General features: G+C 64.3%; 27 protein-coding genes and 1 pseudogene. 8 read left to right on the forward strand and 20 right to left on the reverse strand.

Features of this window, described 5'->3' with window-relative positions; genetic code table 11:
- The 4 genes and pseudogenes from U4Y90_RS34960 to U4Y90_RS34975 all read right to left on the reverse strand — a co-directional run.
- Positions 1-88: pseudogene (locus tag U4Y90_RS34960) on the reverse strand (electron transfer flavoprotein subunit beta/FixA family protein); the annotation flags it as partial.
- A 21-nt stretch (positions 89-109) separates the two neighbouring features.
- Entirely contained in the window at positions 110-1,246 is a 1,137-nt protein-coding gene (locus tag U4Y90_RS34965) for an acyl-CoA dehydrogenase (RefSeq protein WP_321801606.1), read from the reverse strand.
- Between the two features lie 12 nt (positions 1,247-1,258).
- Entirely contained in the window at positions 1,259-2,449 is a 1,191-nt protein-coding gene (locus U4Y90_RS34970; protein ID WP_321801607.1) for an acyl-CoA dehydrogenase family protein, read from the reverse strand.
- A gap of 38 nt (positions 2,450-2,487) precedes the next feature.
- Positions 2,488-4,617 carry a 3-hydroxyacyl-CoA dehydrogenase NAD-binding domain-containing protein gene (locus U4Y90_RS34975; RefSeq protein ID WP_321801608.1) on the reverse strand — a complete coding sequence of 710 codons (2,130 nt, stop codon included), beginning with the start codon at positions 4,615-4,617 and terminating at the stop codon, positions 2,488-2,490.
- Between the two features lie 126 nt (positions 4,618-4,743).
- Here U4Y90_RS34975 and U4Y90_RS34980 point away from each other — a divergent pair, with 126 nt between their 5' ends.
- Positions 4,744-5,649, forward strand: a complete 906-nt coding sequence (locus tag U4Y90_RS34980) for a LysR family transcriptional regulator (RefSeq protein ID WP_321801609.1) — start codon at positions 4,744-4,746, stop codon at positions 5,647-5,649.
- A gap of 10 nt (positions 5,650-5,659) precedes the next feature.
- Here the strand turns inward: U4Y90_RS34980 and U4Y90_RS34985 are convergent, their stop codons facing one another.
- Positions 5,660-6,583, reverse strand: coding sequence for a DMT family transporter (locus tag U4Y90_RS34985; protein WP_321801610.1), 924 nt, complete (start codon positions 6,581-6,583; stop codon positions 5,660-5,662).
- 87 nt (positions 6,584-6,670) lie between these two features.
- On the opposite strand from U4Y90_RS34985, the gene U4Y90_RS34990 reads away from it, so the two are divergent.
- Complete coding sequence (locus U4Y90_RS34990; RefSeq protein ID WP_321801611.1) at positions 6,671-7,540, forward strand: LysR family transcriptional regulator; 870 nt, start codon at positions 6,671-6,673, stop codon at positions 7,538-7,540.
- Here the strand turns inward: U4Y90_RS34990 and U4Y90_RS34995 are convergent.
- Together U4Y90_RS34995 and U4Y90_RS35000 are read right to left on the reverse strand one after the other, a co-directional pair.
- Positions 7,532-8,518 (reverse strand): FkbO/Hyg5 family chorismatase, encoded by a 987-nt coding sequence (locus U4Y90_RS34995; protein ID WP_321801612.1) that lies wholly within the window; start codon positions 8,516-8,518, stop codon positions 7,532-7,534. The two genes, U4Y90_RS34990 and U4Y90_RS34995, sit on opposite strands and share 9 nt — an antisense overlap.
- A 3-nt stretch (positions 8,519-8,521) precedes the next feature.
- Positions 8,522-8,788, reverse strand: a complete 267-nt coding sequence (locus tag U4Y90_RS35000; RefSeq protein ID WP_321801614.1) for a hypothetical protein — start codon at positions 8,786-8,788, stop codon at positions 8,522-8,524.
- Between the two features lie 196 nt (positions 8,789-8,984).
- On the opposite strand from U4Y90_RS35000, the gene U4Y90_RS35005 reads away from it, so the two are divergent.
- On the forward strand, positions 8,985-11,171 hold the full coding sequence (locus tag U4Y90_RS35005) for a hybrid sensor histidine kinase/response regulator (RefSeq protein ID WP_321801616.1): 2,187 nt from the start codon (positions 8,985-8,987) through the stop codon (positions 11,169-11,171).
- A 208-nt stretch (positions 11,172-11,379) separates the two neighbouring features.
- Positions 11,380-12,018 carry an NAD(P)H-dependent oxidoreductase gene (locus tag U4Y90_RS35010; RefSeq protein WP_321801617.1) on the forward strand — a complete coding sequence of 213 codons (639 nt, stop codon included), beginning with the start codon at positions 11,380-11,382 and terminating at the stop codon, positions 12,016-12,018.
- A 45-nt stretch (positions 12,019-12,063) separates the two neighbouring features.
- On the opposite strand, the gene U4Y90_RS35015 is transcribed toward U4Y90_RS35010, so the two are convergent.
- The 4 genes from U4Y90_RS35015 to U4Y90_RS35030 all read right to left on the reverse strand — a co-directional run bounded on the left by U4Y90_RS35015 (position 12,064) and on the right by U4Y90_RS35030 (position 14,813).
- Complete coding sequence (locus U4Y90_RS35015) at positions 12,064-12,288, reverse strand: hypothetical protein (RefSeq protein ID WP_321801618.1); 225 nt, start codon at positions 12,286-12,288, stop codon at positions 12,064-12,066.
- A gap of 104 nt (positions 12,289-12,392) precedes the next feature.
- A complete protein-coding gene (locus U4Y90_RS35020) occupies positions 12,393-13,631 on the reverse strand; it encodes a multidrug effflux MFS transporter (RefSeq protein ID WP_321801620.1) in 1,239 nt (412 codons plus the stop codon).
- A gap of 114 nt (positions 13,632-13,745) precedes the next feature.
- Positions 13,746-13,961, reverse strand: coding sequence for a hypothetical protein (locus U4Y90_RS35025; RefSeq protein ID WP_321801621.1), 216 nt, complete (start codon positions 13,959-13,961; stop codon positions 13,746-13,748).
- Between the two features lie 102 nt (positions 13,962-14,063).
- Positions 14,064-14,813 carry a DUF2278 family protein gene (locus U4Y90_RS35030; RefSeq protein ID WP_321801622.1) on the reverse strand — a complete coding sequence of 250 codons (750 nt, stop codon included), beginning with the start codon at positions 14,811-14,813 and terminating at the stop codon, positions 14,064-14,066.
- Positions 14,814-15,019: 206 nt separating this feature from the next.
- Here U4Y90_RS35030 and U4Y90_RS35035 point away from each other — a divergent pair, with 206 nt between their 5' ends.
- Positions 15,020-15,391 (forward strand): NUDIX hydrolase, encoded by a 372-nt coding sequence (locus U4Y90_RS35035; protein ID WP_321801623.1) that lies wholly within the window; start codon positions 15,020-15,022, stop codon positions 15,389-15,391.
- A gap of 54 nt (positions 15,392-15,445) precedes the next feature.
- Here U4Y90_RS35035 and U4Y90_RS35040 read toward each other — a convergent pair whose 3' ends face one another.
- The 3 genes from U4Y90_RS35040 to U4Y90_RS35050 all read right to left on the reverse strand — a co-directional run bounded on the left by U4Y90_RS35040 (position 15,446) and on the right by U4Y90_RS35050 (position 18,483).
- The gene (locus tag U4Y90_RS35040) at positions 15,446-17,044 is read right to left on the reverse strand and encodes an MFS transporter (RefSeq protein ID WP_321801625.1); all 1,599 of its coding nucleotides are present in this window, start codon (positions 17,042-17,044) and stop codon (positions 15,446-15,448) included.
- Positions 17,045-17,089: 45 nt separating this feature from the next.
- On the reverse strand, positions 17,090-17,455 hold the full coding sequence (locus U4Y90_RS35045) for a BON domain-containing protein (protein WP_321801626.1): 366 nt from the start codon (positions 17,453-17,455) through the stop codon (positions 17,090-17,092).
- A 92-nt stretch (positions 17,456-17,547) separates the two neighbouring features.
- The gene (locus tag U4Y90_RS35050; protein WP_321801627.1) at positions 17,548-18,483 is read right to left on the reverse strand and encodes a LysR family transcriptional regulator; all 936 of its coding nucleotides are present in this window, start codon (positions 18,481-18,483) and stop codon (positions 17,548-17,550) included.
- 118 nt (positions 18,484-18,601) lie between these two features.
- On the opposite strand from U4Y90_RS35050, the gene U4Y90_RS35055 reads away from it, so the two are divergent.
- Positions 18,602-19,459, forward strand: coding sequence for an oxidoreductase (locus tag U4Y90_RS35055; protein WP_321801629.1), 858 nt, complete (start codon positions 18,602-18,604; stop codon positions 19,457-19,459).
- Between the two features lie 223 nt (positions 19,460-19,682).
- Positions 19,683-20,612, forward strand: a complete 930-nt coding sequence (locus U4Y90_RS35060) for a LysR substrate-binding domain-containing protein (RefSeq protein WP_321801630.1) — start codon at positions 19,683-19,685, stop codon at positions 20,610-20,612.
- Between the two features lie 143 nt (positions 20,613-20,755).
- Here U4Y90_RS35060 and U4Y90_RS35065 read toward each other — a convergent pair whose 3' ends face one another.
- The 6 genes from U4Y90_RS35065 to U4Y90_RS35090 all read right to left on the reverse strand — a co-directional run bounded on the left by U4Y90_RS35065 (position 20,756) and on the right by U4Y90_RS35090 (position 26,422).
- Positions 20,756-21,925 carry an FAD-dependent oxidoreductase gene (locus tag U4Y90_RS35065; RefSeq protein WP_321801631.1) on the reverse strand — a complete coding sequence of 390 codons (1,170 nt, stop codon included), beginning with the start codon at positions 21,923-21,925 and terminating at the stop codon, positions 20,756-20,758.
- Entirely contained in the window at positions 21,922-22,092 is a 171-nt protein-coding gene (locus U4Y90_RS35070) for a rubredoxin (RefSeq protein WP_321801632.1), read from the reverse strand. The genes U4Y90_RS35065 and U4Y90_RS35070 overlap by 4 nt, the downstream gene beginning before the upstream one ends.
- 22 nt (positions 22,093-22,114) lie before the next feature.
- Positions 22,115-23,170 (reverse strand): aromatic ring-hydroxylating dioxygenase subunit alpha, encoded by a 1,056-nt coding sequence (locus tag U4Y90_RS35075; protein ID WP_321801633.1) that lies wholly within the window; start codon positions 23,168-23,170, stop codon positions 22,115-22,117.
- 230 nt (positions 23,171-23,400) lie between these two features.
- Entirely contained in the window at positions 23,401-25,260 is a 1,860-nt protein-coding gene (gene ilvD / locus U4Y90_RS35080; RefSeq protein ID WP_321801634.1) for a dihydroxy-acid dehydratase, read from the reverse strand.
- A 105-nt stretch (positions 25,261-25,365) separates the two neighbouring features.
- Positions 25,366-25,998 (reverse strand): helix-turn-helix domain-containing protein, encoded by a 633-nt coding sequence (locus U4Y90_RS35085; RefSeq protein ID WP_321801635.1) that lies wholly within the window; start codon positions 25,996-25,998, stop codon positions 25,366-25,368.
- Position 25,999: 1 nt separating this feature from the next.
- The gene (locus U4Y90_RS35090) at positions 26,000-26,422 is read right to left on the reverse strand and encodes a nuclear transport factor 2 family protein (protein ID WP_321801636.1); all 423 of its coding nucleotides are present in this window, start codon (positions 26,420-26,422) and stop codon (positions 26,000-26,002) included.
- Between U4Y90_RS35090 and U4Y90_RS35095 the strand changes: the two genes are divergently transcribed.
- Positions 26,421-26,616 (forward strand): hypothetical protein (locus U4Y90_RS35095; protein WP_321801637.1); only part of this gene is annotated, 196 nt, incomplete at its 3' end. The genes U4Y90_RS35090 and U4Y90_RS35095 overlap by 2 nt on opposite strands.

Below are 26,616 nucleotides of genomic sequence, written 5' to 3' on the forward strand. Positions count from 1 at the left end.
TGGCGATATCGACACCCGTGTTATCCGACTTCACCCGGACCTTCACGTTGTAATCGACCACGCGCTTGACTGGCACGAGTATCTTCACATCTGCCTCCTGATTGATTCGTTATGACGCAGCGCGTCCCAATTCGATATACCGCGCGAGATGATGATCTTCATCGCCCAGTTGATGATCGATCATCACGAGCCGCTTCGCATAGTGCGAGAGGGGCAACTCCCATGTCATGCCGATCCCGCCGTGCATCTGAATCGACTCTTCCGCGACACGGGCACCGATGCGCCCGATCGAATACTTCGCCGCCGACAAGGCGCGCTCGCGCACCACGCCCGATTCACCGACCGCAGCCGCGGCATTGATCGCCGCGGAACGCGCCTGCTCGATCTCCAGAAGCACGTCGGCCATGCGATGCTGCAGCGCCTGAAACGCGCCGATAGGCACGCCGAACTGCTTGCGCGTGCGCAGATACTCGAGCGTATGTTCCTTCGCGACATCCATCGCGCCGACCGCTTCCGACGCGAGCGCGACGAGTCCAAAGCCGATCGCATGCGTGAGCGTCGCGTATCCATCGCCTTCATCGCCGACGAGCGCATCGGCATCGAGCACGACGTCATCGAGCGACACTTCCGCCACGCGTCCGCCATCGATCTTGCGCGAACCGCGCATCTTCACGCCTTGCGCATCGCGCGGCACGACGAAGAGCGAAATGCCCGCCTCGTCATACTCGCCGCCCGACGTGCGCGCCGATACCAGCAGTACATCCGCATGTTCGCCCTGCTGCACGACGCCCTTCGCGCCGTTCAGCACCCAGCCGTCACCATGCCGCGCCGCGCGCGTGTTCACGCGCGCAAGCTCGTAGTGCGAGCCCGGTTCGTCATGCGCGAAGGCCGTGATCGCGGCGCCATCGATCATCTTCGCGACGATCCCTCGATGCTGCTCGCTTCCCGCATGCACGAGCGCGCGTCCGACGATCAGCGCATCGAGGAACGGCTCGACGACAAGCCCGCGCCCGAGCGCCTCGAACACGACGGCCACATCGAAGCCATCGCCGCCGAAGCCGCCGACGGATTCATCGAAGAACATGCCGACGATGCCGAGTTCGCAAAACCGCCGCCACATGTCGCGGCTGAAGCCTTCTTGCGAGCGTGCGATCTCGTCGCGCGCATGGAACCCGTATTGCTCGGCGATGAAGCGGTTCAGCGAGTCCGCGAGCATCCGCCGGTCTTCCGTGTGCTGGAAATTCATCTTCGACGTTCCTTAAAGCCCGAGCATCATCTTCGAGATGATGTTCTTCTGGATTTCGTTGGAGCCGCCGAAGATCGACAGCTTGCGATTGTTGAAGTACTGCGCCGCCGCAGCCGATGCTTCGGCGTCGCTGTCTGCTTCGAGCGCTTCGTCGATGAACGGTTGCGCATACGGTCCCATCGCGCGACGCATCAGCGACGAAATTTCCTGGCGAATCTCCGTGCCGCGAATCTTCAGCATCGAACTTTCCGCGCCCGGCGCGCCGCCGCCGGCCACCGCCGCCAGCACCCGCAGATTCGTCGTCTTCATGTTCTCCAGATCGATCTCGACGCGCGCGAGTCGCGCGGCGAACAACGGATCGTCGATGAGCGCGCGGCCATTGCACCGCACCTTGCCAGCCGCCGCTTTCAGCCGGCGCAGCGCCGCGACCGAAAAGCCCACGCCCGCGATATTCGTGCGTTCGTAGGTCAGCAGATACTTCGCATAGGTCCAGCCCTTGTTCTCCTCGCCGACGAGGTTCGCGACCGGCACGCGAACATCGCTGAAGAAGACTTCGTTGACTTCGTGTTCGCCATCGAGCGTGATGATCGGACGCACTTCGACGCCCGGCGTGTTCATGTCGATGAGAAGAAAGCTGATTCCTTCCTGCTTGCGCGCATCCGCCGACGTGCGCACCAGGCAGAAGATCATGTTCGCGTAGTGCGCGAGCGTGGTCCACGTCTTCTGTCCGTTGACAATATAGTATTCCTGATCATTCTCCATCGTACGCACGGCTGTGGTGCGCACCGATGCGAGATCCGAGCCCGCGCCCGGTTCCGAATAGCCCTGACACCACCAGTCGGAGCCATCGAGAATGCGCGGGAGCCAGTGACGCTTCTGCGCTTCGTTGCCGTACTTGATGAGCACCGGCCCGAGCATGTTCACGCCGAAGGGCACGATGCGCGGCGCGCCCGCAATCGCGCACTCGTTCTCGAAGATGAATTTCTGCACCGCGGTCCAGCCCGGTCCGCCGTATTCTTTCGGCCAGTGATTCGCGAGCCAGCCCCGGGCGTTGAGAATGCCGTGCCATTGCGCCATGTCGTCGCGCGTCAGGCGCTCGCCCGTGCGCGCTTTCTGCGCGAGATGCGCCGGAAGCGATGTTTGCAGAAACGCCAGCACCTCGGCGCGAAACGCTTCCTCGTCTGCGGTGAATTTCAGGTCCATACCTGCGGTTCCATGAAGAGATTGACGAAGACGACGCGTCAGGCCGTCTGATTGAGGCTTGCGAAGTTCTTGCCGCGCTCGACGAGATCGACGATCAACGGCGATGCGCGCCAGAACAGCGGATCTTCCTTCGCGAATTCACGTATGTCGGCGAGGACATTGTCGAGGCCGACGGTATCCGCGTAATGCATCGGGCCGCCGCGATAGCGTGGAAAGCCGAAGCCGTGCATCAACGTGGCGTCGACATCGAGCGGACGCTGGGCGATGCCTTCGTGCACGATGTTCGCGCCTTCGTTGATCATCGCGGCGAGATAGCGGCGCACAATCTGCTCGTCGCTGAATGCGCGCGGCGTTACGCCCGCACGCGCGCGCTCGGCCTCGACGATCGACTCGACTTCCGCATCGTGTACGCCGACGCGCGCGCCCTCTTCGTAGCGATAGAACCCGCGTCCCGTCTTCTGACCGAACCAGCCGCGCTCGCACAGCGCATCGCCGATGCGCACGTAACGCGCGTTCGGATCGCGCGTCGCGGCGCGGCGCTTTCGCGCGGCCCAGCCGATATCGCCGCCCGCGAGATCGATGACCTGATACGGTCCCATCGGAAAGCCGAAGTCGCGCACGGCCTTGTCGATCTGATAAGGCGACGCGCCATCCTCCATCAGATGATCCGCCGCCGCGCGATACACCGCGAGCATCCGGTTGCCGATGAAGCCATCGCACACCCCGGCGCGCACCGCGACCTTCTTCAGCTTCTTCGCGAGCTCGAATCCGGTCGCGACGACGTCGGCGCTCACGCGCGCGGGCACCACCACTTCGAGCAACTTCATGATGTTCGCGGGCGAGAAGAAGTGCAGCCCCAGCACGTCCTGCGGACGCGAAATGCTCGCCGCGATCTCGTCGATGTCGAGATAGGACGTGTTGGTCGCAAGCACCGCGCCTCGCTTGCATACGCGATCGAGCTCCGCGAGCACGGCCTTCTTCACGGCCATGTCTTCGAACACGGCTTCGATGACGAGATCGGCGTTCGCGAGCGCGTCGTAGTTCGTGGCGCCATCGAAGCGTTGCAGCGCGCGCGCTTTCGTTTCGTGCGTCATGCGGCCTTTCGCGATCGACGCGTCGTACACCTTTTCGACATGCGCGCGCCCGCGTTCGAGCGATGCGTCGTCACGCTCGATCATGGTCACCGCGAGTCCCGCATCGAGCAACGCGACCGCGATGCCCGCACCCATCGTCCCGCCGCCGATCACGCCGATGGCATTGAGCGCACGCGGCTGCGCATCGCGCGTCTCGGGCGACTTCTGCGTCTCGCGCTCGGCGAAGAAGGCATGCACGAGACCCGCGCGCTGCGGGCTCTCGCGGCACTCGAGGAATTGCTCGCGCTCGAAACGCAGACCCTCGTCGAACGGCAAATTCAACGCCGCCTCGACGCAGTCGACGATCTTCAGCGGCGACAGCAAGCCGCGCGATTTCTTCTGCGTCTCGGCGCGGGCGGCGGCGATCGCAGCCGCGCTCGCTTCCTTGTCCGCCAGTCCGCGCGCCTGCTTCGTACGGCGCGGCCCGGCTTGCGTCGCGATCAGCTCGTGCGCATAGGCGAGGCCTTCGGCGAACACGTCATCGCTTTGGCCGACGCGATCGACGAGCCCGACACGCAGCGCTTCCTGCGCGCCGACGTGCCGGCCGCTCAGCATCAACGACAACGCCGCCTCCGCGCCGATCAGACGCGCCGAGCGCTGCGTGCCGCCCGCGCCGGGCAACAGGCCCAGTTGCACTTCGGGCAGGCCGAGCTTCGCGCCCGGCACCGCGATCCGATAGTGCGATCCGAGCGCGACTTCGAGCCCGCCGCCGAGCGCCGCGCCGTGAATCGCCGCGATGACCGGCTTGCCGCAAGCCTCGATGCGGTTGCACACCTCGGGCAGCGACGGCGGCACCGCGGGCTTGCCGAACTCGCGGATGTCCGCGCCCGCGATGAAGTTGCGGCCTGCGCCGACGATCAGCACCGCGCGCACGGAGCGATTGGCATCGGCAGCCTCGATCGCGTCGATCAGACCGCGCCGCACGGCGGCATTGAGCGCGTTGACGGGCGCATGGTCGATCGTCACGACGAGGACGCTGCCACGCAATTCATGCTGGACTGCGGTTGCGGTTTCGGGCGCGCTCGAAAGCGTCATGGATGAAGTCTCCTGGGTCGATGTTTGCGGATTGACGTGGAAGCATTCTCGCGGGGACAGGCATCCTTGACAATTACAGCCCCGATTGACAGACTGTCAAATCGCCTTTGACAATCGAGTTTTGCCGTGGACGTCAATGAACTCACGCTGCTGGTCGAAATTCTCGACGCGGGCAATCTGAGCGAAGCGGCGCGACGCCTCAAGATGACTCGCGCCAATGTCAGCTATCACCTGAACCAGCTCGAAAAATCCGTCGGCCTGCAGCTCGTGCGGCGGACGACGCGGCGCGTGGAGCCGACCGAGCTCGGCCTCAAGCTTTACGAGCACGGTCGCTCGATTCGCAACGCGCTGCTCGCGGCGCAGGAATCGGTGTCGACGCTCGGGCAAAGGTTGCAGGGGCGTGTGCGGCTGTCGGTGCCGAGCGGTTACGGGCAGCTCGTGATGTCGGAATGGCTGATCGGGTTCAAGCGCGAGTATCCCGATATCGTGCTCGACGTGATGTTCGAAAATCGCGTCGAAGACTTGTTGCGCGATGAAGTCGACATCGCCGTGCGCGTGATGCCGGAACCGCCGCCGAGCCTCGTCGCGCGCGACATGGGGCCGGTGCGTTACGTCGCGTGCGCGTCGTCCGCGTATGCCGACGCGCACGGCATGCCCACGCGGCTGGAGGAACTGCGCGTCGCGCCGGTGATCACCGCGACGGTCGTCGGCAAGCAGACGCGCGTCGCCGCCTATCTCGACGACGAGCGTCATGAAGTGCTCCTGGAGCCGAGCCTCATTTCGGAAAACTTTCTGTTTCTGCGCGATGCGATTCTCGCCGGCCTCGGCGTGGGCATCGTGCCGGATTACGTCGTCGTGGAAGACATGCGGCGCGGCGAGGTCGTCACGGCGCTCGACGAATGGCGGCTCAGCATCTTCGGCACGCACATGTACATGCTGTACATGCCGAACCGGCATCACACGCGCGCGACGCTGGCGTTCATCGAGTTCATGCTCGACCGGGCGCAGAAGGCCGGACGCGGACGGCGCTGAAGCGCGCGCATCACGCCTGGCGTCCGCGCTCCGCGAACCAGATCGCCACCGACATCGACGCGATGCCCGCCATCTGCATGCCGCTCAGGCGCTGATCGAAAGCCAGCCAGTCGATGACGATGGCCACCGCCGGATAGACGAACTGAAACACTGCGACGCGCGCGGTATCTAGCCGCGCCATGCCGGCGTACATCAACGTGTAGGCCACGCCCGTGTGGATCAGCCCGAGGCCCGCGAGCCACGCCCACGACATGCCCCACGCGGGCCAGCCTTGTTGCATCGGCCAGACGCACAGCAACACCGTGCCGATGGCGCATTGCCACCACGCGAGCACGCCGGCAGGCAACTCACGCAGACGCTTTGCGATCAGGGTCACGCCCGCCATGCACAGCGAACCGGCCAGGCATGCGGCCACGGACATCCAGTAACCCGGTTGCGACGATGCGCCCGCCGTGTGCTCGACGATGCCCGTCGCCAGCACGAGACCGCCCATCGCAATCGATACCGAGACGATGCGTCGTGCGCCGATCGCCTCTTTGAGCCATAACGACGCGAACAGCAGAACCCACATCGGCTGAACGTGAAACAGCACGATCGCGACGCCCGCCGACATTCGCTGGACCGCGCCGAAAAACAGTGCCCAGCTCAGCACCATCAGCATGCCGGCGGCCAGCACCCACGGGAAGTGAGCACGCGTAACGCGCAGAGCGCGTGTCTGGCGGCGCAAGATCACCCAAACGCTCATGCCCAACAGGCCGAATGCGCAGCGAAACCATGTCGCCGTCAGCGGATCGGCCCTGGCTTCGTGCAGAAAAACGCCGATGGTGCCGAGCAGCGCGCAACCGAGCAGAAACGGCCACGCACCCGACGCGCGCCGTGCGTGATCGTGCGCGGCAAAGGCCGCCGCCTGAGGAGTCGATGATCGCGTGTTCATGCCCGAAGTGTGTGCCGCGAAGGATCGAACGAAAAGCGCATAATTCGAACGTCATCCATTCGATTTTCGAAAGCATTTCCGACACCGATGAAACAACACGATCTGCAAACGGACTGGCTCAAGTGCTTCGTCGCCGTCGTCGACGCGGGCTCGCTGTCGAGCGCGGCGGGCGAAGTGCATCGCTCGCAATCGGCGGTCAGCATGCAGTTGAAGAAGCTCGAAAGCGCGCTGGGGCTGCGGCTCATCGAGCGCGGCTCGCGCACGCTCGAGTTGACCCACGACGGACAAACGCTGCTCGGCTACGCGCGGCGGATCCTCGATCTGCACGCCGAAGCCCAGGTTGCGCTTCAGGGCGAGCAACTCACGGGGCGCGTGCGCCTCGGCGTACCCGACGACTACGCGGCGAAGTATCTGACGCCCGTGCTCAGACGCTTTGCGCCGCGCCATAGCGGCGTCGAAATCGAGCTGATCTGCGAACAATCGACATCGCTCATTCCGCGCATCGCGAACAACGAACTCGATATCGCGCTCGTGTCGCGCGATCATGGCCGGCGCGGCACGCTGCTCTTCCATGAGCCGATGGTCTGGGTCGGCGCCACGCAGTTCGAGTCATGGCGGCGCGATCCGCTGCCGATCGCCGTCTATGAAAGCGCGAGCCTCGCACGGCGCAGCGCGATTCATTCGCTCGCGCAGCAGGGACGTCGATACAAGGTGGTCTACAACAGTTCGAGCCTGGCCGGGCAGATCGCCGCCGTCGAAAGCGGCCTCGCCGTGGCGGCGCTCACGCAATGCAGCGCGCCCGAACACCTTCGCATCCTCGGGCGCGATGAAGGTCTGGGGCCGCTGGAACCGATGGAAGTCGCCGTCTATCGCAGCCGCGACTCGCGCGGCTCGAAAGCGGTGGACAGCCTGCACAGCCTGCTCGTGAAGACGCTCAGGCAATCGGCGTCAGTCTGATCGACGTCGATGTGAAGCGATGCCCTCGATCTCCACGAGCAGATCGGCGCGGCAGATATCGGCCTTCAGGAAGCGGACGTTCGCATCCGGATGAAACGCGGCGTGCGCGAGTTCCGTCACGCGCGGCAGATCCGCCGCATGCCGGTAGTAGACCTTGATCTGATCGAAATCGCGCGGCGCATAGCCGCCGATAGCGCCCTGCGCGTCGAGATTCCCAGCGCCGATCAGATGCGCGATGTTGCCGATCGCCACACGCCACTGCGCATCGAGATCGCCTTCGTGCACGGTCTCGTGCCCGAGGATGCTGGCCGTGCCGGACACGAACAGCGTCTCGTGCAGCAAGGTGCCGCGCGCGAAGCTCGGCGATTTCGGACCGTAGCGCTGCGGATATTCATACGCCGGCGTCTGACGCGAGTTCTCGATATGCCGCGGCGAGCTCGCGCGGCACGCCAGAAAATAGAAGCCGACGCCCTCGCCCCATGTGCCGATGCCCGTCGCCGCCGGCATGCCCGATGCATGCGCGTAATCCTGCTCGAATGCGATGGCGCGCCCACGGCAGAAATCGCGATACACCTCCAAGCCTTCCTGATTCGCGCCGTTGATGTGGGGAATGAAGTTCCACATGCGGAAGACCTTCGGGAAGTTCAGCTCCCTGACGAGCGCGAACGCATCGCCATAGGCTTTGCGCGTGGCGTCGGTGTATCGGTCGGACGACGGAATGAAGCCCGCGCAAAACAGATACTCGTCGTCGTGCGCATAGACAAGATCGTTGAAGCACCCGTTGCGAGCCGGCCCGGCGCTCGTCCAGATTTCGGCGAAGCCGTCGCGGGCGTCGTCGCACATCGCGAGGCGCAGCGTCGGCACGCCGTGCTCGATGCACGGCCGCCCGCTCGTCGCGCCGAAGACGATGCGCGCGAGCGTATCGCCGTCGCATGTCGCGTCGTGAGCGATGAACCGGGACTCGATCGTCGCGCTCATCGCTTATTCATCGTCGTGATCGCCGAAGAGGTCCGCGGTCGCGATCCGGTCCTGCTGCAAAGGCGGCAACGCGCCGCTCTTTACCTGTTCGAGGACATCCGGCGGCAACCAGGTCTCTTCCATTGCGGCGATGCCGTTCTCGATCATCTGCTGGAGGAAGAACGATTGCTTGCGCCCCGTTACTTCCGCCAGGAGCCGCAGCCGTTGCTCGAATTGTGGATCGACCCGCACTGCGACCACCTTCAGCTTGTTTTCGGCGGTCCTTCTCACTGAATGCTCCTGTCACGTTTCGTTGCGCGCCGCGAGCGGGCGCGCGCATGCGGTGCTTATACCACAGCCCGATTGCAGCGCGACCCGGGTGCGGGCAACGTACGACCGTGCGGGGCTGTAGTGTGACCTGCGTGCTACCATCGAACGAGCGTCTCGCACCCATCCGGCGAGGCTCGCGCACGCGTCGTACCGCGTCATGAACGAATCAGAAGAACACGCCGCATCCGGCAGCGCCGAGTCTCTGCCGTCGCTGCCTCCGCTCGACTTTCGCGCCGCGCGCAGGCGGCTCTTCGCTGCGCTCGTTGCGTCGATCGTCATTCCGTTCGCATTTTTCTGCCTGTACGGTTACTACACGTACGAACGCGCATTCGACGAAACCGGCGCGTCGCTCGAGCGTCTCGTGCGCATCGTCGACGAGAAAGCGAACACCGTCTTCGACATCAACCGCGAGCTCATCTCGCGCATCGACGAAATGCTCGGCAGCGGCGACGCGGACTTCATCGCACGCAGTCAGTCCGACCTGCACGAACGGCTCGCGCGTCTCGCGCAGGACCACCCGCAGATCGCCGCGCTCTCCGTGCTCGACAGCCACGGCCGGCTCGTGCTCAGCAGCCGTTTTTTTCCGGCGCCCAGTGTGTCCATCGGCGATCGTGCCGATTTCATCACGACACGCGACACGCACGCGGCGTTCCACGTGTCCCTGCCCGAGCGCGGGCGCGTGAAGAACACGGACATCATCAATACGCTGAGCGCACGCTATGCGAAGGACGGCCGCTTTCTCGGCGTCATATCGATTGCCGTGCGACGCGGCTATCTGATCGACTTCTATCGCGAACTCACCGCGAGCGAACCCGCGCTCACGCTCGCGCTGCATCGCGACGACGGCGCCGTGCTCGCGCGCTATCCGCCGCCGTCCGCTCCCAATGCGCCCGATCACCATTCGGTGCTCGCCGCCGCTTTCTCGCAAGGCAAGCCCACTGGACTCATGCGTTACATGTCTCCGCTCGACAACGACGAAAAGCTCGCCGCGTGGCGGCGCGTCGGCGACTATCCGGTCTATGCCGCCGCCGGCTTTTCGATTCACGACGTGCGCCTCGCGTGGTGGCGGCGCGATGTATCGATCGCATCGATCGCGCTGATTCCGAGCATCGCGGTGTGGGCGCTGATCGGCTTCTCGCTGCGCCGCCTGAAAGCCGAAGAAGCGGCGTGGCATAGCTGGCGCGGCGAGCTCGCGCTGCGCCGCTCGGCTGTCGCGGCCACGCGGCGCTTGCAGCGCATGGGCGCGCTCGGCAATCTGGTCGCGAGCGTCGCGCACGACTTCAATAATCTGCTGATGGTCGTCACGTCGAACATGGAAATGGCGCGGCGCAAGGGTTTCAACGGCCTGGAAAAGGAAGTGCGCGCGGTCGAGCGCGCATCGAGCAATGCGCAGTCGCTCGCGCGCCGCCTGATGAGCGTTGCGCGCCGTCAGCCGCTGCAGATGCAGGTGATCCGGCTCGATCGCTGGATGGCCGAATCGGAGCCGCTCGTGCGCGCGTCGGTGGGCGACAAGGTCACGCTCGGCACGCGCGTGCCGGACACGACGTGGCCCGTGCGCGTCGATGCGACGGAACTGACATCGGCGCTCATCAACATCGCGGTGAACGCGAAGGACGCGATGCCCGATGGCGGCGACTTTCGCATCGATTGCAGCAACGTGCGTCATGCGAATGCCCGCGAAGGTCTCGGCGGGGGCGAATACGTCGTGATCTCGTGCAAGGACAGCGGCATCGGCATGCGGCCCGACGTCGCGCGGCAGGCGTTCGAGCCGCTCTTCACGACCAAGAGTGCGGGCGCGGGCACCGGACTCGGCCTCGCGCAAGTGCTGGCTATGGCCGAGCAGGCGGGCGGCACGGCGCGGCTCAATTCGGCGTGGGGCTTCGGCACGACCATCGAAATCTATCTGCCGCACTGGACCGGCGAAGAGGACGCGCCCGCCCGGACGCCGCCCGTCGAGGCGGTCAAGCGCGATGCGCCCTCGTCCACCGTGCTGCTGGTCGAAGATAACGCGGAAGTCGCGGCGGGTTTGTGCGCAGTGCTCGACGTGCTCGGCTGGCAAGCGCGCCACGCCGCTTCCGGCGATGCCGCGAAGCAGGTGCTCGAAGCCGGCGGTGAATTCGATCTCGTGCTCTCGGACATCCAGATGCCCGGCAATTACGACGGCATCAAGCTCGCGGAATGGATCAAGTCGACGCGCCCGAAGCAGCCGGTCACGCTGATGACAGGCTATGCCGACCAGCTCGACGAAGCGCGCCGCACAGGATTTGCGATTCTCGCGAAGCCGTTCAATATCGACGAACTGCAGAGACTGCTGAACGGCCTGTCGACGCGCGCGGGAAAGTAGGTGCGATCAGCGCGCACGCAACCCGCGTCATCTGGATTCCCGCGATTCGCCGAATGCCACGCGTGTGCATTGCTTAGCAGATTCGCTTCGTTGGCGATTGCGGCGCGCTCCCATAACGTATGCGGATGACGTGTTGCGGATCGTGACGCCTATCCGTCCGCGGCACGACGCGTCCTTTCGAAAGCACAAATCCCAGGGAGTATCGATCTTGTCTCGAACCATTTCATCGCGCGGGCCACGGGTGGTCGGCATCGGCGGCACGACGCGGCCTCAATCGTCGACCGAACGGGCACTCGCATTCGCATTGCGCGGTGCGCAGGAAGCCGGCGCGAGCGTGCAACTCTTCGGCGGCGCATTCCTGCACAGCCTGCCGCACTACGCGCCCGAGTCGCGCGAACTCACCGACGAACAACATGAACTCATCGAAGCCGTGCGCGCGGCCGATGCGCTCATCATCGCCACGCCGGGCTATCACGGCGGCATCTCGGGCCTCGTAAAAAATGCGCTCGACACGCTGGAGGAATTGCGGCTCGACGAGCGTCCGTATCTCGACGGCCGCGCGGTCGGCAGCATCGTCACCGCTTATGGATGGCAAGCGGCGGGCACGGTGCTCACGTCGCTGCGCTCGATCGTGCACGCGTTGCGCGGCTGGCCGACGCCGTTCGGCGCGACGGTCAACACGCTGGAAACGCGCTTCGAATCGGCCGACACGTGTTCCGATCCGAAGGTCGTCGAACAGCTTCGAACCGTGGGGCGGCAGGCGTCGGGTTTCGCGCTCTCGTTCGGCGCGGCGCGCGCGGACGACTATCACGCGGTGCAGCGGCGCGTCGAACTCGCGCCGCATTGAGTCCCGCGATGAAGCTGCACATTGCGTGCAGCTTCGTGATTCGTTTCAGTGCACCGGTGATTCTCCGGGCAACTGAAACGCGTCGACGGTATAGCCCATGTTGAAATAGCCCGCGCGGGCATAGACGGAAATATGTTCGAGCTGCTCCGCGCGCGTGGTTTCGCTCGCGCCGTGCGCGGCCTGCGTCGCCGCGTCTCCGGTGAAACGCTTGCGCGCGCGCGCCGCCGGGTCCGACAGCGCGTGCCAATAGTGAGTCAGGAAGTGCGGCATGGCTCGCCTCCTCGATGCATGAACACCCTTACTCTAGGCTGTCAAAAACACCTCGACAAACAAGCTTTTCTGCAATGCATTGCAGGCCGCACCGCTTTGGCGCATCAGGCCGCGTCCGCTTCTCCGCGCGCCGCGCGCCCCGCCTGCGATTGCTCCAGATGGCGCAACAGCAGCGTCACCATCATGACGACCGTGAACGCGAGAATCACGAAGAACACCGCGAGCGGCGTCAGGATCTGCACCGACACGAAGCCCGCGAGACCCATCATCACCGACGAAACGAGCAGCAGCGAGCAGCCGAGGATCGCCGCCGTGAGGCCCGCGATATGCGGAAAGAGCGAGTTGCCCTTCGCCATCAGGGTCGGATACATCGCGCCCGCGCAGAAGCCCATCACGAGGACCGGCACGGCCAGCGTCCAGACGGTGAGGCCGATCACGAGCGACAGCAGCAGCATGACGAGCGCCGCGCCCGCCATCACGCGCGCGCCGATGTAGAGCCTTTGCTCGGCGCTCGGCAGGCGCGGGCCATGCAGGCGATTCGACAGACCGCCAAGGAAATACATCATGCCGATGGCGAGCGCGAGATAGCCGAAATACGTCGGCGGTTTGTGCAGCGTGTTCTGTACCATGAACGGGCCGACGATGTTGAACACGAGCAGAATGCTGTAGCACAGTCCTTGCGCGAGAAAGCAGCTCTGAAACACGGGGCTCGACAAAACCTTGCCCGCGTTCGCGAACAGCGTGCGCGGCGCGAGATGAACCGGCTTTTGCAGAGTCTCGCGATAACGCCAGACGAGCGTCCACATCACGATCGAATAGACGAGCAGGAACACGAGGCACGCCTTCCAGCCGAACCATTCCTGCAGATGCGCGCCGATCACGGGCGCGACGATCGGCGCGACCCCCCAGGCGATCGACATATACGTGAACGCATGCATCAGCGCCTGGCCCTTGAACGAATCGGTGATGATCGTCTTCGCGAGCAGATTCGTCGCCGCGATGCCGAAGCCCTGCAAACAGCGCGCGAGCAGGAAGGTTTCGAGACTCGTCGCGGCGAGCGAAAGCAGACAGCCGAGCGTGAAGACGACCAGACCGAACGCCAGTACTTTTTTACGGCCGCAGGCATCGGCGATGGGGCCGAACACGAGCTGGCCGATCGCATACGCCGCCATGTAACCGGACACGCTCGACTGGATCGCTTGCGGCGACGTGGCGAAGTAACGCGCCATCGCGGGCAGCGCGGGCACATAGATATCGATGGCGAGTTGCCCAGCCGATGCGAACAGACAAACCAGAAACAACAGAAAACGCGGGGAATTCTTCGAGGGATGAGCGTGGGTCATGACAACGATGAATGAGCGAAGGCCGACGGCCTCTTCGGGCCGGTCCGGATGGCGGATTCATCGTATTGTGCCTGTCATCGCGAGGATCGGCATGAAGCCCACGTCGCGCACGTGTCAACCGGCGCGCTTGCCGTGCTGATCGATCCACAGACGCGCCCAGCGCCACGCATAGGCGATCGCGTGATCGGCTTCGAAAAAATAGTCGAGCGCATCGAACGTGAAAGACGCGGCATACGGAGCCGCGCCGCGCCCGATGATCAGGTTCGCCGCAAAGAGGCCGCTCGGCAAGGCGCGCGCGGATGGCTCGACGTCATATCCCTTGTATCGCATGAATGTCCCGTGTAATAAGCGTGCGAGCAGTTCATGCTAGTACGGAGGATGCGACTTCCCAACGAATGCATCGACGTTAGCTAATCCGGCGCCGAAACGAATTCATATCTTGCCATCCAGAATGGGATGCGACTGGCCGGGTATCGGCCGCCCGCGATTGTCGGTCGGCACCAGCTGCGTCTGAAAGGCGACGAACAGCGCCTGGAACTTGCCGTCCACTTCGACCATCACCGCGCCGTCCTGAAGGACGCCGTTCTCGTCCGAATGGTCTTTGACATGACTGCCCCTGCCCGGCTTCGGGTTGCCCTGATTCATATGCGTCTCGTGCAGCCCGTCCTTTCCCGGTTCGAAGAGGAAGCCGAAGCCATAGACGGTGATGTCTTTCACGGGCTTCCATCCGAGGCGATCGTCGCTGTAGCTGGGCGTTTTATAGACGAAGTCGACGCCGGCCGCCGACATGTCGAGTTGCAGCATCTCGTTGAGGAGCGCGTTGATATCGTTGTGCTCGTCCTTGGTGTCGAGCGGGATCGGGCGCATCGCGCCGAGATCGAGAAGCCGCGTGTCGTGCACGTAATCGAGCTTCGGGAAGTTCGATGTCGAAACGCCCGCAGGCAGCTTGCCGAGATCGGCCGTCATCGGATGATCGAAGTACTGGTTCCATAGATACAGGACGAGATAGCCCGCCGGTCCCGTCAGCGAACTGTCCGATTTCACATTGGTGACGATGTTGAACGGCTTTCCCTGCGCGTCCTCGCTGACGATCACATAGTGCGGATCGCCCTTGTAACCTTGAAGAAAGGGAACGCCGAGCCTGACCGTGCCCTTGAAGACAACGTATTCGTTGCTCGCCATGATGATGCTCCGTGAAGTGAGCGACCATTGGATGCGGCAAGTGTGACATCCTTTCGAGCATCGCGTGTCCAGGCCCGATGCGCAATACGGGAAATGCCGCCATCATAGGGCGCTCCACAACAAAATTCCCGTTGGGTACACTTGGCCCGCTCGCAGGACGCGTCCTGCAAATCCAGACGAACAGAAAGAAGATATTCGGAGCCAGTTTGAGAAAGCGAGCCACGGTCATCTGTCGAAAGGGCAACCACATTCTGCTGGTCGCGCGACGTCGCACGAAATGGGCGCTGCCCGGCGGCATGCTCAAACGAGGCGAGCATCTGCAAGACGCCGCGCTGCGCGAACTGAAGGAAGAAACGCGTCTCGCGGGCAAGTCGGCGAAATTCCTGTTTCAGCATCGGGGAAGGCAGAAGCATCATCACGTCTTTTTCTGCGCCGTGCCGAAAAGCGCGAAGCCGCGCGCGAGCAACGAAATCTCGCGATGCCGTTGGGTCCATATGTCGGAGATTCAACGGCTCGCCACCAGCGCACCGACCAAGATGATCGTCAAGGCGCTCAACGGTAATCGCGGCAAGCGCTGACTCGATTTCGTCGATAGCTGTCCGGAGTCGAAAGCGCGCGTTGCGTGAACCGCCTCACGCGCCGCGTCCCGTCGCATCGCCATACACCACGCGCACCGCGGGCACGAACCACGCGAGACACAAGCCGATGAACGCCGCCATCGCCGCAACGACGAGCCCGACGTGAATCGATGCGACGAGCGCCATGCGCGCCGAGTGCATCATCGTCATCGCGTCGGCCGACTGGCCGGCGGCGACGAGGCGCTCGATCAGCGCGGACTGTTCGGCGCGATCGATCAAAAGGTCCGGGCTCGCGAATGACTTGAGCCACTGCGTCGCCTGATACGAATCGAGCGGACGATGCACGTTCTGCGCGTAGAGATGCCCGAGCAACGCGCCGGTGATCGCGGTGCCGAGCATGCCGCCGAAAATGCGCAGCGATTGCAGCAAGGCCGTGACCGCGCCGATCTGCTCGCGTGCGACGATCTGTTGCGAGCAGATCGTGAGGTTCGTCGCGACGAGTCCGAGGCCGAGCCCGCTCGCGCCCATGCACGCCATCCACACGGCGTGCGGCTCGTGTCCATCGAGCGAAACGAGCGCGAGGCAGCCGGCCACGCACAGCGCGAGGCCCGCGTACATCAGCACGTTGGCGCGCGGGATGCGCGTGACGATGCGGTTGTTGATCATGCTGCCGACCGTCGTGCCGAGCAGAAGCGGCGTGATGAGCATGCCCGAATCATGCGGCGACATGCCGTAGCCGCCCTGAAACAGCAGCGGAATATAGAAGGCCATCGAGAAAAGCGCGAAGCCGCCGAGCACCGAGATCGCGAAGAGCGCGGCGAGCTTGCGGTCCATCAGCACATCGACGGGCACGACGGGATAGCCCATGCGCTTCTCCCAGAAGTACAGCGTCGCGCCGAAGACCAGCGTGACGAGCGAAAGCACGATCGTCGTGCGGCTCAGACCTTCCTTCGGCAGCAGTTCGATCAGCAGTTGCAATGCGCCGAGCGTCACAGCGACGACGCACGCGCCGAGCCAGTCGAGCTGAATCCGCCCGCGTGCTTGCGCGTGACGCAGGTTCGGGACGAACAACAGCACGAACATCAGCGAGACGATGCCCACGGGCACATTGATGAAGAACACGAGCCGCCAGCCGCGCATCTGCGTCAGCATGCCGCCGAGCGTCGGGCCGATCACGTTGGCCACGCCGAATGTCGACGTGACGAGCACGAGCCAGCGCAAACGCAGCTTCGGATCGGGAAAGAGATCGGCGACGGCGGCGAACACCGTGCCGAGAAGAATGCCGCCGCCGATGCCCTGGACGCCGCGCGCGATCACCAGAAATAGCATGCTGTTCGCGAATCCGCACAGCACGGACGCCGCTGTGAATAGCACGATCGCCGCGAGCAGAAACGGCTTGCGTCCGTACAGGTCGCCGAGCCGCCCGAAGATCGGAATCGTGATGACGGAGGCGAGCATGTACGAGGTCGCGACCCACGCGTACAGATCGAAGCCCTTCAGCTCGGCGACGATGCGCGGCATCGCAGTGCCGACGATGGTCTGGTCGAGCGCGACCAGCATCGTGACGAAGGCGATGCCGAGCATCGCGAGCAGCGATTCGCGGAACGGCAGACGTTGCCGCCCCGGATCGTGGAAGCCGATGAACGCGTTCATGACGTGCGCGAGCACGCGCTGGCCGACGCGCCCGCGTGGCGTGCGTTACTGCCCGCCCTCTTGAATCGTCAGAACATTCTTCACGGACTTGACGCCGTCCACGCCTTTCGCGATCGATGCGGCCTTGTCGATCTGCGTGCCGTCGGCGGTATGGCCGGCAAGCGTGATCGCGCCGTTCTTCGCGATCACGTTGATGCCGTTCGTGTCGACTCCGCCCTGCTGCAGCGCCTGCGACACCTTCTTGCTGAGCGCACGATTGGCCTTGCGCGTTGCCGATTTCGAGCTTCCGGCGCTCGCGGACGGCGTTGCGGACTGGGTCGAGCCGGCATCGCTGGTCTGGGACCACGCGTTGACGGAGAAGGCAATCGCTGATGCGACGGCGGCAAATCTGAGCGCATTGATCGTTTTCATCGCGTGGCTCCGGTGATTTGAGTGGCTTGGGTGCTTCGAGAGCACGATGCATTCTAGTCGGCGCTTCGCGACATCGCAGGGAATCGGGCCATTCACCGCGCGAACGCGCGCAACTGCGCGGGCGTCAGGAAAAAATCGCCGTTGTCCGCGAGCTTGCCGACCATGAAATCAATGAACGTTCGGACGCGAAGCGGCTGCTCCGTTCGATGCCGGTAGTAGATGTAGATCGATTCGCGCTGCGTCATATGCCTCGTGAGCAAGGGCACGAGGCGCCCCTCGCGGATATGCGTGACCGCCGAAAAGCTGCCGAGCTGTCCGATCGCGAGACCGGCGAGCACGGCATCGGTTTCCGCATCGATATCGTTCGCGCAGAGCGCCGCCGCGATCTCGCGATAGACGATCTCGTCGCCGATCATGAACTCCCACGGCGCCTGCTTGCCGGTGTTCGCGCGGCGATACCCGGTGCAACGATGCGACGAAAGCTGCTCTACCGTGCGCGGCGCGCCGTATCGCTCGATATACGCGGGCGACGCGCACACGATGAGCTGGATCGGCACGAGACGCCGGGCGATCGCGCCACCGGCGGGCGGCGAGCCGCCACGCAGCCCGACATCGGCGCGTTCCTCGACGAGATCGGTGAAATGATCGTCGAAGCGCACATCGAGCGCGACATCGGGATAAAGCGCGGCGAACTCCAGCACCGACGGCCACAGCGCACGCCCGAGCGCTTTCGGCGCGCTGATGCGCAACGGCCCGGCGATGTCTTCCTTTGCGCTCTTCGCATCCGCGATGGCCGACGTGAGCATCGCAAGCGCCGGCTCGACGCTCTGCAGCAGGCGCTGCCCTTCTTCGGTCAGCGAGAGCTTGCGCGTCGTGCGATGAAAAAGCCTTACGCCAAGGGACTTTTCGAGCTGCATCACCGCGTGACTCGCGGCTTGCGGCGAAATCCCCTGATCAATGGCCGCCCGCCGCAGATTGCCGAGCGTGGCGGCGCGCACGAAGATCGAAATGGCGCGGACCTCGTTCATGGAGCGCTCCGATTCGCAAATAAAGCTTGATTATCACTCCAGCGTTCGACGGCTAGTTGATGCGAATCCGGCGGCCTATGCTTCGTTCACCTTCACCACCGACACAACGGAGCACATCATGAGCAACGCCACCCAACAGCAATACAAGCGCGTCTGGTTCATCACGGGCGCATCGCGCGGTCTCGGCGCGCTGATCGCCCGCGCAGCGCTCGACGACGGCAACGCGGTCGTCGCCGCCGGCCGCAATATCGCGGCGATCGTCGAGCGGCTCGGCGAATCGCCGGCGCTGCTGCCGGTCGCGCTCGACGTCACGAACGAAGCACAGGCCAGGGCAGCGGTCGAGGCCGCGCTCGCGAAGTTCGGCCGCATCGACGTGCTGATCAATAACGCGGGCTTCGGGCTGCTCGCGGCCGTCGAGGAGTCGAGCGACGCGGACGTACGCCGCATGTACGACACCAACGTCTTCGGCCTGCTCAACGTGACGCGCGCCGTGCTGCCCGCGATGCGCAAGCAGAAGAGCGGCCATGTCGTGAACATGTCGTCGGTCGGCGGCTACCGCGCGGCGGCCGGATTCGGCGTCTACAGCTCGACGAAGTTCGCCGTCGAGGGCATCACCGAGGCGCTGCATGCCGAGTTGAAGCCGCTCGGCATCCATGCGACGGTCGTCGAGCCGGGTTACTTCCGCACGGACTTTCTCGATGCATCGTCGCTCGTGGTCGGCAAGGAGATCATCGACGATTACGATGCGACCTCGGGCAACGTGCGCCGCTTCGCCGTCGGCATGAATCACAATCAGCCGGGCGATCCGCAGAAGCTCGCGACCGCGCTCCTCACGCTCGCCGATGCCCGAACGCCGCCGCTGCGCCTCGCGCTCGGCACCGACACGCTGAAGGCGATCACGGAGAAAAACGCGCACGTCGCGGCGGAAACGCAAGCGTGGCGCGAGTTGTCGAGTTCCACGGACTTCGCGGTCTGAGCGCATTCGAAACCAGGAGCGGCGTCGTGAAAGACGCCGCTCGAAAGCCATAATGCCGCGACCATCTTCAACATAATCGCGCGGCCATGAGTCAGGCCGCACAAGGCTTCGACGGCTTCATCGGTATCGGCCCTGCGTTGACCGTCGTTATATCCGCACGTATATTCCGATGACACCAGGCCCCGACCAACGACAAGATGCCCCCACGCCAGAGGTAAGCAAGATGTCCAGGGAAAGCATCGACTCGCACATGATTCGCGTGCTGCATACGCTCCTCACGGAGTCGAGCGTATCGCGCGCCGCCAGTTTGCTCGGCCAGTCTCAGCCGACGGTGAGCATCGCGTTGCGCCGCCTGCGTGAAATCACCGGCGACCCTCTGCTCGTGCGCAGCGGCAGCCGGATGGTGCCGACGAGCCACGCGCTCACGCTGATCGAGCCCGCCGCGCAGGCGCTCAGCAATATCGACGCGATCCTGCATCCGAACACCACGTTCGATCCTGTCGCGAGCACGCGCACGTTTCGCATCGGCTCGCCGGATTATCTCGATGTGTTCTTCGTGCCCGCCGTCATCGATGCGTTTCATCAGGCCGCGCCGCTCGCCAAGCTCGAATTCAAGCATCTGATGATGGTCGACGGCGGCTATGAAAACGGCCTCGAAACGGGCCTGCTCGATCTCGTCATCGGCAACTGGAGAACGCCGCCGGAGCATCTGCATCTGCAGCCGTTGTGCAAGGACGAGCTCGTGTGCCTGATGCGCGCGGATCATCCCGTCGGCGTCGGCGAGCTCACGCGCGATGCGTACGAACGCGCCGAGCATCTGTCGGTCACGACCTATAACACGACCGCGTGGGGCACCATCGATACGGAACTCGCGCGCAACGGCCTCACGCGCACCGTGACGACCACGCTGCCCTACTTCGGCATGGCGCCGTATGTGCTCGTGCGTTCCGATCTTCTTTTCACGACGACGCGCGCGCTCGCATCGCACTATGCGCGAATCTTGCCGTTGCGCATCGAGCCGATTCCCGGCGCGACCAACGCGCTCACCTACTATCAGCTCTGGCACGAGCGAACCCATCGCAGCGCGGCGACGCGCTGGCTGCGCAAGCTCGTCACCAACGTGTCGCGCACGCTCATCAAGAACGTCGCCTGAAAGCAAAAAGACGCCGCACGAAACGTGCGGCGTCAATGCGTTCTGTCGATGGCATGCGATGCGACAGGCCTTCATCGAAACATCGTCGAACGCGACGCGGGTCGGTCAGAAGCAAGCTGCGTCGTTATCGTTGTTCGATCGGCTCAGAAGCAGCCCGCCGCCATCGCCTTGATGAGCGCGGCCTTGCCTTGCGTCGCCGCGCCGAGCAATGCGAAGCCGAGCGCGCGCTTGTCGGCGGCGTGTTCGCACAGCGCGGCAAGACCGTCGAGCGGATCGTCGCTCGCCGGAGCGAAACGCCATGTGCCGGTTTCGCTCGGCGGCACGACGACCGTCGGCGATGCGGGCGCCTTCACCGTGATCGGCATCACCGGAAACTCGACGCGTGTCGGCTCTCCGGCGAGCGTGCGCGCCAGTGCGCGCGCCGCGTGCATGATCGGCAGGACGTACGGCTGCACCTTGCCTTCGATCGCGGCGCAATCGCCCAATGCGTAGATATCGGGTGCGCTCGTCCTGCACCACGCGTCGGTGCGAATGCCCATGTCGATCGCGAGCCCTGCCTGCGCGGCCAATGTGACGCGCGGCGCAAGACCGATCGCCGACAACACGACATCCGCGCCGAGCACTTCGCCGTCGTTGAGTTCGATGTCATAGCCCGCATCGCGCCGGTTCACCGCTGCAACCGATTGCCCCAGCCGCAGGCGAATGCCATGACGATCCAGCGCGCGCGCGAACGCATCGCCTGCCGGTTCGGGCAGCAATCGCGAGAGCGGCGTGGCCGCGGGATCGATCAAGGTCACGTCATAACCCGCGAGCGCGAGATCGTTGGCGAACTCGCAGCCGATCAACCCCGCGCCGAGCAGCGCGACCGATTTCGCGCCCTCGATGCGCGTCCGGAAACGCGTGTAATCGTCGAGGCTGTTGACGGACAGCACGTCGGGCGCGCCATCGCCTGAAAGCGGAACGCGGCGTGCGTCCGCACCGAGCGCGAGCACGAGCTTCGCGTAACGCAGCGGCGCGCCGTTCACGAACACCTCATGCCCCTCCACCGCGATGCGCTCGACCTTGCGATGCGCGATGATCCCCGCATTCAGTTGCGCGCGCATCGCGCCCGCGTCGAACGTGACGAGCTCTTGCGGCGCCTTCTTCATTGCGAGCGCATTCGAGAGCGTCGGCTTCGAATAGAAATCGCCGGCATCCTCGCTGATCAGCACGATGGGCACGTTCTTGTCGAGCTTGCGCAACTCGCGCGCGACCGTATAACCGGCGATGCCCGTGCCGACGATGATCACGCGATCTCCGATGTCGGTGCTCATGCCGTCACCGCCTGCATGTCGAAGTCCTGCTTGCCGGTGCCGCAATCGGGGCACAGCCAGTCGTCGGGCACGTCTTCCCAGCGCGTGCCCGCCGCGATGCCGGCTTCGGGCAAACCTTGCGCTTCGTCGTAACGGAAGCCGCAAATCACGCATTCCCAGATCTTCATGATGATGTGCTCCGTATGCGCTTCAGCGCACGTAGTGCTGACCGAGACCGATCTCCGCGAGCGCGCGCCGATAGGCGCCCGACGATCGATCGGCGAGAATCGGCGCTTCGGCGGCGCGATCGATCGGCAAGTCTTCGGGACATTGCAGCTCGACGATCGCGCGGTCTTCCTCGAACACCTGCCGATTGAACGCATAGACGTCGTCGAGCGGCAAGTCCTTGTCGAAGTTGCGAGCGATGGGCACGAACAGACGCGTGAGGCGCGCCGACACGGGACTCGCCGCATTGAGAATCGCGAGCCGTCCATCTTCGGGAAAATGCACGGTGAGACGCGCGAAGAACGGCACGTCGACTTCGAAGATGCGCCGCCACAGGAAGCCTTCGGGCGCGCGATGCTGCATCGACTTCGGGAAGTTGCTGACGGTGCTGACATACTCGGCGCGCATGCCGTTCGTGCGGCGCTCGACGGTGTAGTTCGGCACCACGGGATTGCGCCGGTCCGCGAAGCTGTGGTGATGAATCCACGCGAAATGCGCGACATCGATGAAGCCTTCGGTCTGCCGTCCCGCCGATGCATTGATGTCGATGGAAGGCGGCAGGATCTGCTGAAAGCCTTCGGTGTTCCATGCCGGGAAGTCGGGCAACGGCTGCTTTCCGCCGCCGAGCGAGACCCAGACGAGACCGTACGCTTCCTGCACGGCGTAAGTCGTCAGGCACAGGCGCTCGGGAATGGGGCCGCCTTCCTGCGACGGGATGTGCTTGCACTTGCCGTCCACGCCATACGCGAGGCCGTGATACGGGCACACGAGGTTGCCGTCCTCGACCCAGCCCTGACTCAACGGCGCGCCGCGATGCGGGCACACATCGCGTGCCGCGGCGAGTGTGCCGTTCGAGCGGAACACGACGATCGATTCATCGAGCAGCGTCGCCCTGAACGGCTTGTCCGCGATATCCGATGCGAACGCGACGGGATGCCAGTACTGGCTCAGGATGTCCCAATCGTGCGGATCGAATGTGCAGTTGCGGGGAAGGTTGGGCGCGCGCTGAAACGTGAGCGGCGCGACGGTGGGGGTCGCCATGTTTGTTGTCTCCAATCTGCCGGATCTTTGAAGCGGTCTTGCCCGATGCGACCGCCTGGAGACAACGATATCGATGCGCGCCCTGTCGCCCAATCCCTCGGGCGACATTGAGTCTATGTTCCGGAGGCAATGGGTTGTGAGGTGCGGTGCGCATCGCACCTTGCTGGAACTGCCGAAAATGAAAAAGCCGCTCCGAAGAGCGGCCTTTTAAGCTCGATGCCGACGCAACCTCAATCGTCGAGCAAGGACAGATCGCGCACCGCGCCCTTGTCCGCCGACATCACCAGCTTCGCGTACGCCTTCAGCGCGGCCGAGACCTTGCGCGGGCGCTGCTTCGCGGGCTTCCAGCCCTTCGCGTTCTGCTCCTCGCGACGGCGCGCGAGTTCCTCATCGGAGAGCAGCACGTCGATCGTGCGCTTCGGAATGTCGATGCGGATCTTGTCGCCGTCGCGCACGAGACCGATCGCGCCGCCCGCCGCCGCTTCGGGCGAGCAGTGACCGATCGACAGGCCCGAGGTGCCGCCCGAGAAACGTCCGTCCGTCAGGAGCGCGCACGCCTTGCCCAGACCCTTCGACTTGATGTAGCTCGTCGGGTACAGCATTTCCTGCATGCCGGGACCGCCCTTCGGACCTTCGTAACGAACGATCACGATATCGCCGGCCTTGACCTTGTCGTTGAGAATGTTCTCGACGGCCTCGTCCTGCGATTCGGTGACGTGCGCCGTGCCTTCGAATACGAGAATGCTTTCATCGACGCCCGCGGTCTTCACGACGCAGCCATCGAGCGCGATATTGCCCGTCAGCACCGCAAGGCCGCCTTCCTTCGAGAACGCGTGCTCGTAGGAGCGGATGCAGCCCTCGGCGCGGTCCGTGTCGAGGCTCGGCCAGCGCGTGTTCTGACTGAACGCGGTCTGCGTCGGAATGCCGGCGGGGCCTGCCATGTAGAAGGTTTTGACCGCTTCGTCGTCGGTGAGCGTCACGTCCCATTGCGCGAGCGCGTCTTTGAGCGTCGGCGCGTGCACCGTCGGCACGTCGGTGTGCAGCTTGCCCGCGCGATCCAGCTCGCCCAGGATCGCCATGATGCCGCCCGCGCGATGCACGTCTTCGATGTGGTACTTGTTCGTGTTCGGCGCGACCTTGCACAGTTGCGGCACGATGCGCGACAGGCGGTCGATGTCCTTCATCGTGAAGTCGATCTCCGCTTCACGCGCGATCGCGAGCAGGTGCAGGATGGTGTTGGTCGAGCCGCCCATCGCGATATCGAGCGTCATCGCGTTTTCGAACGCCTTGAAGCCGACCGAGCGCGGCAGCACACGCGACTCTTCCTGCTCGTAGTAACGGCGCGCCAGCTCGACGATGCCGCGTCCCGCGCGCTTGAACAACTGCTCGCGGTCGGCGTGCGTCGCGACGACGGTGCCGTTACCGGGCAGCGAGAGGCCGAGCGCTTCGGTGAGGCAGTTCATCGAATTGGCCGTGAACATGCCCGAGCACGAGCCGCACGTCGGGCACGCGGAGCGTTCGACTTCGGCGACTTCGGCATCCGAATACGACTGGTCGGCGGCGATCACCATGGCATCGACGAGATCGAGTTTCTTCAGCTCGATGGCCTTCGTCTTCGGATTCGCAAGGCGCGTCTTGCCCGCTTCCATCGGGCCGCCCGAAACGAAGATCACGGGAATGTTCAGGCGCATCGCGGCCATCAGCATGCCCGGGGTGATCTTGTCGCAGTTCGAGATGCAGACCATCGCGTCGGCGCAGTGCGCGTTGACCATGTATTCGACCGAATCCGCAATGATCTCGCGGCTCGGCAGCGAATACAGCATGCCGTCGTGACCCATTGCGATGCCGTCATCGACCGCGATGGTGTTGAACTCCTTCGCGACACCGCCCGCGGCTTCGATCTCGCGCGCGACGAGCTGGCCGAGGTCCTTCAGATGGACGTGGCCCGGCACGAACTGGGTGAACGAATTGACGACGGCGATGATCGGCTTCGAGAAATCTTCGTCTTTCATGCCGGTGGCGCGCCAGAGCGAGCGCGCGCCCGCCATGTTGCGTCCGGCGGTGGAGGTTTTGGAACGGTATGTGGGCATCGTGGTTGCTGTTGGAATTTCGCGGGATGAAAGCGGGCCACGAGGGTGAGGGCCCTTGCGCCGGGGCCGCCGGCCTTTTGGGTCGGGGAGGCGCGAATTTTGGGATTATCCCATACCTGCTTCGTCCATTCCGCTTCGCCTCGCAGCCTGCACCAGCGCGCGAATCGCCCAGCGCCTGACCTTGCGCGCGCGCGCATCGTCGAGTTGGAGGACGTCCTTGCAGACGATCATTGCCTCGGTGCCGATCACGAGCGCAAGCGCCTGAGTCAGCGTGTCGAGCGTAGCGGGCCCGAACTGATCGTACGCAGGCGCCAATGCCGCCTCGATCAGCGGCGTGCGGCGGTTCTGCCGCGACGGCACTTCGTCTTGCGACCCGCTCTTCGCCACGCGCTCCAGCGAATGCGCGAGCATCATGCGCAGCGGCCCTTCGTTCGCGAGAATCATGTCGTGCAGCGCGGCATCGACACGCAGCAGGCGCGCGACCGGATCAGCCGATGCGCGCGCGGAAAAGAGCGTGTTCGCATCCGGCGTGTCGACATCGAGCGATGCTTCGAGCAAGAGCGCGTCGATTCTCGGGAAATGCCGGTACGCCGTTGCGCGCGACACCATGGCTTCGGCAGCGACCTCTTCGAGACCCGGCTTTTCCCCTTGCTTCATCAGCCGCGATGCCGCCTGCAGCAGGTCCTTGCGCGTGCGCTGCTTCTGCTTCTCGCGCGTCTTCGTTGCGGGTTCCGCCATATCAGGACTGCGGCAACTGGCCGATGATCGCCGCCAGATCGACCCACACGTTCTCGCGCCGGATCTGCCCGCTCTCACTGAACTCGACGACATGCAGCATGCGGAATTCCAGCGGACGCCCCCGCCCTTCGAGTCCGAACGGCCTGCCCGGCGCCTTGCCGCGCCACATCGATTCATCGATGACGAAGCCATCGCCATGAAGACGGCGCAAGCACTCGACCCGGCTCTCCGAGAGATCCGCGAACAACGCTTCATAGAATGGCCGCGCGCCTTCTCGTCCATGCGCCGGGCCCGCGGGCCAGCCGACGACATCGTGCTCGACATCGTCCGTGAGCGTGGCGAGTACGCCTTCGACATCGTCGCGCCGCTCGAATCCGAAGTGCTCTTCGATCTTCCGGTCCATCTCGACAGGGGTCAGCGTCATGATCGCCTCCTCGCGGGTCATCGCTTTCCAGATCATTTTAGTGAGACAACAGTCTCATTACAAGATCGAAATATCGGCGCGCTCGATAGCGATGATCGACTATGCGATCACTTCACTGCATGCGGAAATCTTGCGGAAAGAAAAATGGCGCAGCCCCTTTCGAGGCTGCGCCATCGTTCCCGCGAATCCGGATA

This window comes from Caballeronia sp. J97 (assembly GCF_905220305.1).
In the GTDB taxonomy this organism is placed as follows: Bacteria; Pseudomonadota; Gammaproteobacteria; order Burkholderiales; family Burkholderiaceae; genus Caballeronia.